This is a genomic window from Shewanella psychropiezotolerans (assembly GCF_007197555.1).
Lineage (GTDB): Bacteria > Pseudomonadota > Gammaproteobacteria > Enterobacterales > Shewanellaceae > Shewanella > Shewanella psychropiezotolerans.
Genome location: NZ_CP041614.1, coordinates 6,391,997 through 6,404,053 on the forward strand (window position 1 = coordinate 6,391,997; position 12,057 = coordinate 6,404,053).

Annotated in this window: 13 protein-coding genes and 1 pseudogene; all 14 read right to left on the minus strand. The window is 45.5% G+C overall.

The window, feature by feature from the left end; translation table 11 throughout:
• Positions 1–97: 97 nt before the first annotated feature.
• Complete coding sequence (gene glmU, locus FM037_RS28110) at positions 98–1,480, minus strand: bifunctional UDP-N-acetylglucosamine diphosphorylase/glucosamine-1-phosphate N-acetyltransferase GlmU (RefSeq protein WP_144048719.1); 1,383 nt, start codon at positions 1,478–1,480, stop codon at positions 98–100.
• Between the two features lie 285 nt (positions 1,481–1,765).
• The gene (locus tag FM037_RS28115; protein ID WP_144048720.1) at positions 1,766–2,122 is read right to left on the minus strand and encodes a DsrE/DsrF/TusD sulfur relay family protein; all 357 of its coding nucleotides are present in this window, start codon (positions 2,120–2,122) and stop codon (positions 1,766–1,768) included.
• Positions 2,123–2,429: 307 nt separating this feature from the next.
• Positions 2,430–2,858: a F0F1 ATP synthase subunit epsilon gene (locus tag FM037_RS28120; RefSeq protein ID WP_144048721.1), complete on the minus strand. Its 429-nt coding sequence runs from the start codon at positions 2,856–2,858 to the stop codon at positions 2,430–2,432.
• A 43-nt stretch (positions 2,859–2,901) separates the two neighbouring features.
• Positions 2,902–4,278: a F0F1 ATP synthase subunit beta gene (gene atpD, locus FM037_RS28125; RefSeq protein ID WP_144048722.1), complete on the minus strand. Its 1,377-nt coding sequence runs from the start codon at positions 4,276–4,278 to the stop codon at positions 2,902–2,904.
• A 35-nt stretch (positions 4,279–4,313) separates the two neighbouring features.
• Positions 4,314–5,174, minus strand: coding sequence for a F0F1 ATP synthase subunit gamma (atpG, locus tag FM037_RS28130; RefSeq protein WP_144048723.1), 861 nt, complete (start codon positions 5,172–5,174; stop codon positions 4,314–4,316).
• A 48-nt stretch (positions 5,175–5,222) separates the two neighbouring features.
• Positions 5,223–6,764 (minus strand): F0F1 ATP synthase subunit alpha, encoded by a 1,542-nt coding sequence (gene atpA, locus FM037_RS28135; protein ID WP_144048724.1) that lies wholly within the window; start codon positions 6,762–6,764, stop codon positions 5,223–5,225.
• A 14-nt stretch (positions 6,765–6,778) separates the two neighbouring features.
• Positions 6,779–7,312: a F0F1 ATP synthase subunit delta gene (gene atpH / locus FM037_RS28140; protein WP_144048725.1), complete on the minus strand. Its 534-nt coding sequence runs from the start codon at positions 7,310–7,312 to the stop codon at positions 6,779–6,781.
• Between the two features lie 16 nt (positions 7,313–7,328).
• Entirely contained in the window at positions 7,329–7,799 is a 471-nt protein-coding gene (gene atpF / locus FM037_RS28145) for a F0F1 ATP synthase subunit B (RefSeq protein ID WP_013053593.1), read from the minus strand.
• A gap of 37 nt (positions 7,800–7,836) precedes the next feature.
• Positions 7,837–8,088 carry a F0F1 ATP synthase subunit C gene (atpE, locus tag FM037_RS28150; protein WP_011639455.1) on the minus strand — a complete coding sequence of 84 codons (252 nt, stop codon included), beginning with the start codon at positions 8,086–8,088 and terminating at the stop codon, positions 7,837–7,839.
• Between the two features lie 66 nt (positions 8,089–8,154).
• On the minus strand, positions 8,155–8,949 hold the full coding sequence (gene atpB, locus FM037_RS28155; protein ID WP_144048726.1) for a F0F1 ATP synthase subunit A: 795 nt from the start codon (positions 8,947–8,949) through the stop codon (positions 8,155–8,157).
• 12 nt (positions 8,950–8,961) lie between these two features.
• Positions 8,962–9,344 (minus strand): annotated as a pseudogene (locus tag FM037_RS28160) (ATP synthase subunit I).
• Between the two features lie 223 nt (positions 9,345–9,567).
• Positions 9,568–10,455 carry a ParB/RepB/Spo0J family partition protein gene (locus tag FM037_RS28165; protein WP_144048727.1) on the minus strand — a complete coding sequence of 296 codons (888 nt, stop codon included), beginning with the start codon at positions 10,453–10,455 and terminating at the stop codon, positions 9,568–9,570.
• 15 nt (positions 10,456–10,470) lie between these two features.
• A complete protein-coding gene (locus FM037_RS28170; protein ID WP_077755491.1) occupies positions 10,471–11,259 on the minus strand; it encodes a ParA family protein in 789 nt (262 codons plus the stop codon).
• Positions 11,260–11,334: 75 nt separating this feature from the next.
• Entirely contained in the window at positions 11,335–11,955 is a 621-nt protein-coding gene (rsmG, locus tag FM037_RS28175) for a 16S rRNA (guanine(527)-N(7))-methyltransferase RsmG (protein WP_144048728.1), read from the minus strand.
• Between the last annotated feature and the right edge of the window lie 102 nt (positions 11,956–12,057).

A 12,057-nucleotide genomic window follows, 5' to 3' on the forward strand; every position in this document is an offset into this window, starting at 1 on the left:
TGTGCCTTGAATTGAAAAAACTGAGAGTCTCTGAACTGACCAGATACTTATATGGAATGGTATTAGGTCGCTTGTTAATACTCGTGTTTTAGGTTCTTTATTTAGGTTTCTTTACCGGTCTAACCCAGCCACTCAGATGACGTTGCTTAACCCGAGTGATCACCAACTCATTCTCGGCAACGTCACTTGTGATAGTAGAGCCTGCACCTAAGGTCGCGCCTTTACCAATAGTCACGGGGGCAATTAGCTGAGTGTCGCTACCGACAAATACATTATCTTCGATAATAGTGAGATGCTTGTTAGCACCATCATAGTTACAAGTGATAGTACCTGCGCCTATATTCACGCCGGCACCTATCTGGGCATCGCCGATATAGGCCAAATGACCCGCCTTGGAGCCCTCACCTAACACAGCCTTCTTAATCTCAACGAAGTTACCAACATGAGCATCTGTTTTTAGTTCTGTGCCGGGGCGCAGGCGTGCGAATGGTCCGACACTGGCTTTAATGCCTACCTTGGCACACTCGACGATAGAGTAAGGCTTAATCTCGGCATTATCGCCAATCTCACAATCGATCAGAATGGCGCCGGCACCGATAGTCACGTTATTGCCTATGGTGACTTTGCCCTGAATGATGACATTAATATCTATCATCACATCCATGCCAACAGTCACCTCACCACGAATATCGATGCGGGCAGGATCGCGCAAGTTAGCACCGGCCAACATCAACGTCTCCGCCTCACGAGCCTGATAGGCACGCTCCAGCTGAGCGAGCTGTACTCGGTTGTTGGCGCCTTCCACTTCGACTGCCGACTCTGGCTGGGCCGTTGTGATAGCAACGCCGTCTCTATTAGCCATAGCAACGATATCTGTCAGGTAGTACTCTCCTTGGGCATTATCTGATGATAACTGCCCAAGCCAATCTTTAAGTTGCTTACCTGGAGCCGCCATGATGCCGGTATTGACCTCTTGGATCAGTAACTGCTCCGCATTGGCATCTTTCTGCTCGACGATACCCACGACCTTGCCCAGTTCTTGACCTTCACAAGGAGTACGAACGATGCGGCCATAGCCTGTAGGGTTAGGCAGGTTCACAGTCAACACAGCCAAACCATTATCAGATTTTGCAGCCAGCAGAGCTTCCAGTGTCTTAGCCTGAATAAGCGGCACATCACCATAGAGGATCAGCACGGTATCGTCATCCTTGATATTTGCATTTGCCTGAGCCACTGCATGACCTGTACCCAACTGCTCGGCTTGAAGCACCCAGTTAAGTTGCTGCTCACCTAAGACACTCTGTAGCTTATCCGCACCATAGCCATACACTAACTGGATCGCATCGCTGCCCACGTTATGGGCGGTATCGATCACATGCTGCACCATGCTCTTATGTGCAATAGGGTGTAAGACTTTAGGAAGATCTGAGCGCATGCGGGTTCCCTTGCCTGCGGCCAAAATCACTACGTTCAATGCCATGGAGTAATCCTTGAGCTAATGCTTATAAAAATAATAAAGAAAATGAGAGAGAAATTTTTGTGGGGCTGATTTTAACGGAAAAGCAGGGGAAAAGCTAAGAAGAAGGTCATAACAAGGGCTAAGACGACAGTTAAGCCTGTTAGACGCCAACAGATGGATTCCGGCCTACACCGGAAAGACAGAAAGATGAGAAAGAGAAGTATGACAAAGTCTCTCATAATTTAGCCACTCTGTTACTTACAGAGCTCACAGCGAACGTCTTATAGCGCAGCGTCCTTTTTTAAATTAAAAGGTTAACGTTTTATCCGCTGCCAGTACCCAAAGTGCCAAGTCATCCATAGTAGCCACTTCACAGCCTTCAATCACACTCAAGTCAGTCAAACCACGGGCATGCATACAGGATCCACAGAACTTAACTTCACTTTTTTGTGCAATAAGAATCTCCAGCATTTGCTGAATATTATAGCCCTCTGCCGGTAGCTGTTTTGGCAGAACAGCAGTAATCGCATCAGACAGCAGAAACAAACTCACCTTAGCGGGTGACCCCTCTTGCTCATTAAGCTGAATAGCTAAACGCAAAGCATTAAATAACCGCTCTGAGCCGTAAGGTGCGTCGTTGACGATAATTAAAACCTGTTGCATAGGAAGGAATACTCTTGCCATAAATTAGTGACTAAATGGTAACACCCAAACCTTTGTTAGGTTTCAGCATAGATCACGCTAATAAAACAAGAAATAAGAAGTTATAGGGGAAAAAGGCTAAGACGACGGCTACGCCTGCTCGATACTTACAAGTAAGCTAGCAGATACCAACGAGTTGGCTAAAAGCATGGATTCCGGCCTGCGCCGGAAAGACGATAAATGAAGCATCTCTTATAAAATAATTTCAGCTTGCGCAGCAAGTAACAAAAAAGGCGCCCTTAGGCGCCTTTTTTATCAAACAATAACCTTATCTGGCAATGTTCTTCTTGATGGTATCGACAACGCGCAACTGAGCGATAGCCTGGGCTAACTCAACTGCTGCAGCTGCATAGTTGAAGTCTGCACCAGCTTCGGCCATAGAGGCTTCGGCGTGGCGTTTAGCTTCTACAGCTGCTTGCTCGTCAATTTCATCGGCACGCATAACGACGTCAGCCAATACTGAAACAGAAGAAGGTTGTACTTCCAGGATACCACCCGAAAGGTAGAACACCTCTTCTTTTCCGTCTTGCTTGACGATGCGCGCCATGCCAGGTTTGATATGAGTAAGCAGAGGTGCATGACCAGGCATAATACCCAGGTCGCCTTCTCCACCGGTAACTTGTAAGTGTGCTACAAGACCAGAGTAGATGCTGCTTTCTGCACTTACAATATCAAGCTGTACTGTCATGGCTGCCATCGGTTCTCCTTAAACTAGTACCCTGCATTTGCAGAGCACCTAGTTATTTTTTGTTAGCTTTCTCAACGGCTTCGTCGATTGAACCAACCATGTAGAACGCTTGCTCAGGAAGATGATCGAACTCACCCTCTAGAATGCCCTTAAAGCCACGGATTGTGTCTTTAAGAGAAACGTACTTACCTGGAGAACCGGTGAATACTTCAGCTACGAAGAAAGGCTGTGAAAGATATTTTTCAATCTTACGAGCACGAGCTACGGTAGTCTTATCTTCATCAGATAATTCATCCATACCTAGAATCGCAATAATATCTTTCAGCTCTTTATAGCGCTGAAGTACGGTTTGTACACCGTTAGCAACATCATAGTGCTCTTGACCAACAACCAGAGGATCCAATTGACGTGAAGTCGAATCCAATGGGTCAACCGCTGGGTAAATACCCATAGAAGCGATGTTACGTGACAATACAATAGTCGCATCTAAGTGAGCGAAAGTTGTTGCTGGTGACGGATCCGTTAAATCATCCGCAGGTACGTATACGGCTTGCACAGAGGTAATAGACCCTGATTTAGTCGATGTAATACGTTCCTGAAGTACACCCATCTCTTCAGCCAAAGTTGGCTGGTAACCTACCGCTGAAGGCATACGGCCCAGCAGTGCAGATACTTCAGTACCCGCTAAGGTGTAACGATAGATGTTATCAACGAAGAAAAGAACATCTTTACCTTCGTCACGGAACTTCTCAGCCATAGTCAGACCGGTAAGTGCCACACGTAGACGGTTTCCTGGAGGCTCGTTCATTTGACCATAAACCATGGCCACTTTATCGAGAACACCAGAATCTTCCATCTCGTAGTAGAAATCGTTACCCTCACGAGTACGCTCACCTACACCGGCAAATACTGATAAACCAGAGTGTGCTTTAGCGATGTTGTTAATAAGTTCCATCATGTTGACGGTCTTACCAACACCAGCACCACCAAACAGTCCAACTTTACCACCCTTAGCAAACGGACAGATAAGGTCAATAACCTTGATGCCAGTCTCTAAAAGTTCAGTCGAGCTTGATTGGTCTTCAAATGTAGGAGCTTCACGGTGGATCACATAGCGATCTGTTCCACCAATTGGACCCGCTTCATCAATAGGCTCGCCCAATACGTTCATGATACGGCCTAGGGTCACAGACCCAACCGGAACAGTAATTGGAGAACCTGTGTTTGTCACCTCAAGACCACGACGCAGACCATCTGAAGAACCCATGGCGATAGTACGAACTACACCGCCACCGATTTGCTGCTGAACTTCCAGCACCAAGCCTTCACTTTTGATCTCTAGAGCGTCATATATCTGAGGTACAGCATCTTGTGGAAACTCAACGTCCACAACCGCGCCAATAACTTGGACAACAGTACCTGTGCTCATGATTAATCCTCTAAAACTTGTATTCGTTACCTAGCCTAAACGGCAGCGGCACCTGAAACAATTTCCGACAGTTCCTGCGTAATCGCAGCCTGACGAGCCTTGTTATAGACCAACTCCAAGTCAGTGATAAGATCACCAGCATTGTCTGTTGCAGCTTTCATGGCGACCATACGAGCCGCCTGTTCAGATGCAATATTCTCGACAACACCTTGGTAAACTTGAGACTCCACATAACGTACCAGTAAGGTATCCAAAAGTTCTTTTGGATCTGGCTCGTACAGGTAATCCCAGCGATGTGTTTTCACATCACTTTCTGACTTAGGCAAAGGTAGCAGCTGCTCGATCACAGGCGTCTGGCTCATGGTATTAACGAACTTGTTAAATACCACGTACAGACGATCCAGCTTGCCTTCGTTGTATGCTTCTAGCATGACACGTACTGTTCCAATCAGATCTTTCAACGACGGAGCGTCGCCTAAAGCCGATGCAGAAGCAGATACTGGGCCGCCAAAGCTATTGAAGAATTGTATGCTACGTGCACCAATGGCGCAGAATTCAACTTCTGCTCCGGCTGCACGTTGCTTCTTCACGTCTGCGACAACCTTCTTGAAAAGGTTGACGTTCAGACCACCACAAAGACCACGGTCGGTTGACACAACTATGTAACCAACACGCTTAGCCTCTCTCACTTCCAAATATGGATGCTTATATTCGAGAGAACCTTGCGCCACGTGACCGATCACCTTACGCATATTTTCTGCATATGGACGACTCGCTGCCATGCGCTCTTGTGCTTTACGCATTTTGCTCGCGGCAACCATTTCCATTGCAGACGTGATCTTCTGAGTGTTTTGAACACTCGCGATCTTGGTTTTAATCTCTTTAGCGTTAGCCATCTTTACTCTCCAATCTGGACCTGAGGTGCCTTACGACACCTCTTCGATTTACCAGGTTTGGGTTTCGACGAACTTATCGAGGCCAGCCTTCAACTCACCTTCGATGTCGGCATTGTAATCGCCAGTCTCGTTGATGGTCTTCATCAGGTCAGCATGCTCGCTGTTCATATATGAGAGCAGAGATGCTTCGAAATCACCGATTTTATTCAGCTCAACGCTCTGGAGGTAACCTTTTTCAGCTGAGAAAATAGACACAGCTTGATCGGCAACGCTCATAGGTGCGTATTGCTTTTGCTTCATAAGTTCGGTAACACGCTCACCATGCTCAAGTTGAGCACGAGTTGCATCATCTAAGTCAGATGCAAATTGTGAGAACGCTGCAAGCTCACGATACTGTGCTAGTGCGCTACGAATACCGCCAGACAGTTTCTTGATGATCTTAGTCTGAGCCGCACCACCAACACGAGAAACCGAGATACCTGGGTTAACAGCAGGACGTAGTCCAGAGTTAAACAGATCAGTTTCAAGGAAGATCTGACCATCGGTAATCGAAATTACGTTAGTCGGTACGAATGCAGATACATCACCCGCTTGAGTTTCAATAATTGGTAGAGCAGTTAAAGAACCAGTCTGGCCTTTAACTTCACCTTTAGTGAACTTCTCAACATACTCAACGTTAACACGTGAAGCACGTTCTAACAGACGAGAGTGAAGATAGAATACATCACCTGGGTATGCTTCACGTCCTGGTGGACGCTTAAGCAACAATGAGATCTGACGGTAAGCAACTGCTTGCTTAGAAAGATCATCATAGACAATCAGTGAATCTTCACCGCGGTCGCGGAAGTACTCACCCATTGAACAGCCAGAGTATGGAGCCAAGTATTGTAGTGCAGCAGCTTCAGAAGCTGTAGCAACAACAACAATGGTGTTCGCTAATGCGCCGTGCTCTTCAAGCTTACGTACAACGTTAGCGACAGTAGAAGCTTTCTGCCCTACAGCTACGTATACACACTTGATACCAGTATCTTTTTGATTGATGATGGCATCGATTGCTAAAGCGGTTTTACCGATTTGGCGATCACCAATGATCAATTCACGTTGTCCACGACCGATTGGGATCATAGAGTCAACGGCTTTATAACCAGTTTGAACTGGCTGAGATACTGACTTACGTTCAATAACACCTGGTGCGATTACTTCAACAGGAGAGAAACCATCGTGATCGACAGGTCCTTTTCCGTCGATTGGCTCACCCAATGTGTTGACTACGCGGCCTAATAGACCACGGCCAACTGGGACTTCCAAAATACGACCAGTTGTTTTTACTTTGTCGCCTTCTGCCAAAGTGGCATAAGGACCCATTACTACGGCACCGACAGAATCACGTTCTAAGTTCAACGCGATTGCATAACGGTTACCAGGCAGCTCGATCATCTCACCCTGCATCACGTCGGCTAGGCCGTGGATGCGAATGATGCCGTCACTTACTGCAACGATTGTACCTTCGTTGCGAGCTTCACTAACGACTTCGAACTGCTCGATCCGCTGTTTAATCAGATCGCTGATTTCAGTGGAATTCAGTTGCATGCTCAAACTCCCAATTACGATTGCAGCGAATCAGACAGACGCGAAATTTTTCCGCGAACCGAGCCATCTATGACTAAGTCTCCTGCCGTGATAATTACACCAGCTATAAGGCTGGCATCTATGCTGCAATTAAGCTTAACTTTGCGTGCTAGACGTTTCTCTAAAGAAACACTAATATCCTGTTGCTGAACTGAAGTAAGCTCAATCGCTGAAACTACATTAGCTTCAATCTCTTTTGCCCATTCATGTTTCATCTCAACAAATAGTTGAAATACAGCAGGTAGCGTTACTAAACGACCGTTTTCAGCCATTACCTTTAACAGATTTTGAACTTGCACATTGATCTGCTCACCACAAACTCCGATAAAGAGTTCGCCCAGTTTATCACTGGAAAGTGCGCCAGATAGCAGAGGCTTTATGGTGTCGTTTTCACTCACCATAGCCGCGAAGTTCAGCATTTCTGCCCAACTGTCTACTGCATTTTGTTCAATGGCAAAGTCAAAAGCTGCCTTTGCGTAAGGACGAGCGATGGTAGTTATTTCAGCCATAACTCAAACTCCTTATTTAAAGTTCAGCAACTAGTTTATTAACTATGTCACTGTGGGCGGCTTCATCAATCGAACGTTCAAGAATCTTCTCTGCGCCAGCAATGGCAAGAGCAGCAACTTGCTTACGCAAGTCTTCTTTAACGCGATTACGTTCAGCTTCAATTTCTGCTTGACCCTGAGCGATGATTTTCGCACGCTCAGTATCTGCTTCGGCTTTTGCTTCATCGACGATCTGAGCTTTGCGTTTGTTCGCTTGCTCAATGATCTCGTTAGCAGTAGCTTTAGCTTCTTTTAGCTGGTCAGTGGCTTTCGCCTGTGCCAACTCAAGGTCTTTTACGGCGCGGTCAGCATCAGCTAAACCGTCGGCAATCCTTTTTTGGCGCTCTTCGATGGCATTCATCAAAGGTGGCCAAACAAACTTCATGCAGAACCACACGAAGAGAATAAAGGCAACCGTCTGACCGATTAGGGTAGCGTTGATATTCACAACAGCCTCCTATTTAGTTTAAAGACAGAAGCGTTTATTACAGCATTGCACCAAGAGGGTTAGTGAAAAGCATGAATAATGCGATACCAACACCGATCATAGTTACCGCATCTAAAAGACCCGCAACAATGAACATTTTAACTTGCAGCATAGGAGCCATTTCTGGTTGACGCGCAGCGCCTTCCAAGAACTTGCCACCTAGTAGGCCAAAACCGATAGCGGTACCAAGAGCACCCATACCAATTAGTAGAGCAACAGCGATAGCTGTCATGCCTAATACAGTTTCCATCTCTATCTCCAAATATTCTAAATCTAGTTAGTTTATGATTTAGTAAAAAAAGTTTTACAGCAATCCCTAATGATCTTCATGTGCCATGCTTAAGTAAACAATGGTCAACATCATGAAGATAAACGCCTGTAAGGTAATAACCAAAATATGGAAGATCAACCAACCTAGCTGTAAAGTTACACCTAGAGCTGAAAGCGCCATATTTCCACCGTACATCAACGCAATAAGGATGAATATCAACTCACCTGCATATAAGTTACCAAACAGACGCAGTGCCAATGAGATTGGCTTAGCGATCAAAGTAACTGATTCTAACAAGAAGTTGACGGGTATCATTGTCCAATGGTTAAAAGGCTGCATAGTCAGCTCTTTAACAAAACCTGATACGCCTTTGACTTTAATGCTGTAGTAAATAATCAGCAAAAACACGCCGATAGCCATGCTAAAGGTAATGTTTAAGTCGGTCGTTGGTACGACTTTCATGTAAGGGATACCAGCTGCAGCAGCCAGTGATGGGATCCAGTCAACTGGAACCATATCCATGAAGTTCATCATGAATACCCAAACAAAAATAGTCAGTGCCAACGGAGCAATAACAGGATTGCGGCCATGGAAGGTTTCTTTCACGCTAGAGTCGACAAACTCGATGATCATTTCGACAAAACATTGAAGTTTGCCGGGAACACCAGTAGTTGCCTTCTTACCAACGCTACGGAATAGCCATAAGAACAGAACACCAAGCCCAACCGAAAAGAACAACGAATCAATGTGCCATGTCCAGAAGCCTTCGCCAACACTTAAGTTGGTAAGGTGGTGCTGGATATAGCCCTGCGGTGTTAACGCTTCACCAGTTGCAGCCATGATTCATCCCACTTAACTTTGCTTGAAAAATAAAGGAGCCGTCCAATGCACTATTAACGCTAATGTATAACAAACAAAAAGTGGCATAAACCCAACTTTCCAATTGATAAACACGAACGAAAACATAGCTATGGTTAACAGCAACTTTACCGCTTCCCCCAGTAAAAAGTTTTAACAACTTTTGCCGATGAACTTGCTCCCGTATGAGAGAAAGCTAGGGTTGCGAATACAAAATTAGGAAGTACAGCGATAGCAGCACCTGCCAAAGCAGATAAGCCATACTGAACTCCCCACAGAGCGAAAAAGAAAACCGAAGCACCCCCAGCCACCGCCGCCTGCATCAAAACCAATTTATAGGCAGACCACCGGCCACGACGTGCTAAAATCTTACTCAATTCATCTTCTCCGCATTAATACTTTTTGTTTCTATGACCGGACTACATAAATCCAGACATGACGATGGACAAAAAGCTTGCGAAAGTATACCTTTTCGGGCCTTCAAAGCAAGTTTAAGCTGAGGAAAATCGACTCTTTTAACGTGATCTAACGCCAAATATGCAAAACCGTAAATTTAACACATGTCACAAAATTACATAATATGACGTTAACTTGGGATTTTTAGTGGATTTTATTGATAATACCGTCTAATTCAGCTAGATCCTGATAATTAATTACCAGTTTGCCTTTACCTTTTTTATTATGGGTAATTGAGACCTTAGCACCTAATCTTTCGACTAACAGGCCTTCCAGGCGGGTGACATCGTGATCTTTTACGGGTTTATCGGTGATTTTTGGTGGGTTTAGTGTTTTGGTGACTAAACGTTCAGTTTCTCGAACGGTTAATTCTTTAGCTGCGACTAATCTGGCAATATTTGTTTGCTCATCACCCTCGATGGCGAGTAATGCTCTAGCGTGCCCCATGTCGATGTCACCATATTCTAACATGCGTTTTACAGGCTCATTGAGGCCATTGAGACGCAGTAAATTAGACACTGTCGCGCGAGATTTTCCCACAGCAGTAGCAATTTGTTGATGAGTCAGCTCAAATTCGCGCATTAATCGATCTAATGCAATCGCTTCCTCCATTGCATTGAGGTCTTCACGCTGAATATTTTCGATTAGTGAGATGGCGACAGCGGCTTCATCAGGCACCTGCTTGACGATACAAGGCACCTTATCCAGCTTAGCTATTTGAGCCGCACGCCAGCGACGTTCGCCGGCAATGATCTCAAACATGGTCGCAGAAACTTTACGCACGACAATCGGCTGAATGATGCCTTGAGCCTTTATCGACTCGGCAAGCTCTTCGAGCGCCTCGGTCGACATATCTTTACGCGGTTGGTACTTACCAGGCTGCATCAAATCTATGGCCAGCATTAACAGGTCATCTGTTTTAGCCGTCACTTCAGCGGCTTCTTCAGCTGAATAAAGTTTCTTACTTGCCGCATGGCTAGTACTGAGTAATGCATCCAGGCCTTTACCCAGTCCACGTTTTTTCAATGTCATTTCCACTGCCTTTATTTAAGCTTGTTCTAGCTCTTGATGCTGTTCCGCTCTGCGAATGATTTCGCCTGCCAGGGCTAAATAAGCCTTAGCGCCGGCACTCGATTTGTCGTAATACATGGCCGGAGCACCAAAGCTCGGCGCCTCAGCCAGCCTGACATTCCTTGGAATGACGGTACGATAAACTTTTTCGCCGAAATGCTGCTTAAGCTGATCGGATACATCATTAGCCAGACGGTTTCTGGGGTCGTACATGGTACGCAGTATCCCTTCGATATGCAGACCAGGATTAACCATGGCGCCAATCTTACTGATGGTATCCATTAAAGCTGTTAAGCCCTCGAGTGCATAATATTCACACTGCATAGGAACCAGAACCGAATCTGCAGCCGACATGGCATTCACCGTCAGCATATTCAGTGAGGGAGGACAATCAATAAAGATGTAGTCGTAATCGTCTTTAATCGGTGCTAATGCATTTCTTAATCTAATTTCACGGGCGAAGAACTCCATTAACTTGATCTCTGCCGCAGTAACATCACCGTTACCCGCGATCAGATCATATTTTCCGCTCGTATCTCTATAGACAACTTCATCGAAAGATTTTTCATCGACTAACAACTCATAAGCGGTATTCTCGACACTGTACTTGTCGATACCACTTCCCATGGTCGCATTCCCCTGGGGATCGAGATCAATTAACAGCACTTTGCGCTTTGTGGCGGCCAAAGATGCTGCTAAGTTGACACAAGTTGTTGTTTTTCCGACACCACCTTTCTGGTTAGCCACGGCAATCACTTTACCCACAATACCATCCTGTATGTCGCGTAATTGAATCCAATACCAAGTTGCTTGAATCACTATAAGAAAGCAACTGAAACACTACTTTTTAACGACTCTTAGCAAGTGTCTCTGTTCATCCAGACGGGGGACACTCAGCTCAATGACATCAGTGAGCTCGTAACCCTCAGGAATTTTTGTCATTTCATCTTCGGCCAATTGACCCTTAAGTGCGTAATAACAGCCGTTATCCGCCGGCAGATGATGACACCAGTGCAACATGTCTTCGATAGAGGCGAAGGCTCGACTGAGCACGCCATCAAATTTTTCTTCAGGCTCATAGGCTTCGACACGACTCTCTACAGAGCTAATATTATCGATACCCAGATCAAACTGAACCTGTTTTTGGAAGCGAATTCGCTTGCCTAAGCTATCCAATAAAACGAAATGTTTATCTGGATTCATTATCGCCAACGGGATCCCGGGTAAACCCGGTCCGGTGCCAACATCGATGAAGCGTTCACCCACCAGATGTGCCGACACAGCCAGACTATCCATGATATGCCTGATCAACATCTGCTCAGGATCTCTAACCGATGTCAGGTTATACGCCTTATTCCATTTGTTGAGCATCTCAACAAATCCAACCAGCTGTTTTTTCTGCTGCTCGGTGGCAGTCAAATTCATTTCAGCTAGATATTCATCTAATAGGGCTGATAACACGGGATTAATCCTTAATAACAAACTTAAATCGGCATGAACAGGCTATTATGAAGCCGTCAAAACAGTAAGGGAAGCCTTTAGCGCTTCCCTTACTAACAATTC

What these genes read in the sequence shown, in the direction of transcription:
- glmU (WP_144048719.1), bottom strand. Translation starts at nt 1,480, where the DNA reads ATGGCATTGAACGTAGTGATTTTGGCCGCAGGCAAGGGAACCCGCATG.
- FM037_RS28115 (WP_144048720.1), bottom strand. Translation starts at nt 2,122, where the DNA reads ATGCAACAGGTTTTAATTATCGTCAACGACGCACCTTACGGCTCAGAG.
- FM037_RS28120 (WP_144048721.1), bottom strand. Translation starts at nt 2,858, where the DNA reads ATGGCAGCCATGACAGTACAGCTTGATATTGTAAGTGCAGAAAGCAGC.
- atpD (WP_144048722.1), bottom strand. Translation starts at nt 4,278, where the DNA reads ATGAGCACAGGTACTGTTGTCCAAGTTATTGGCGCGGTTGTGGACGTT.
- atpG (WP_144048723.1), bottom strand. Translation starts at nt 5,174, where the DNA reads ATGGCTAACGCTAAAGAGATTAAAACCAAGATCGCGAGTGTTCAAAAC.
- atpA (WP_144048724.1), bottom strand. Translation starts at nt 6,764, where the DNA reads ATGCAACTGAATTCCACTGAAATCAGCGATCTGATTAAACAGCGGATC.
- atpH (WP_144048725.1), bottom strand. Translation starts at nt 7,312, where the DNA reads ATGGCTGAAATAACTACCATCGCTCGTCCTTACGCAAAGGCAGCTTTT.
- atpE (WP_011639455.1), bottom strand. Translation starts at nt 8,088, where the DNA reads ATGGAAACTGTATTAGGCATGACAGCTATCGCTGTTGCTCTACTAATT.
- atpB (WP_144048726.1), bottom strand. Translation starts at nt 8,949, where the DNA reads ATGGCTGCAACTGGTGAAGCGTTAACACCGCAGGGCTATATCCAGCAC.
- FM037_RS28165 (WP_144048727.1), bottom strand. Translation starts at nt 10,455, where the DNA reads ATGACATTGAAAAAACGTGGACTGGGTAAAGGCCTGGATGCATTACTC.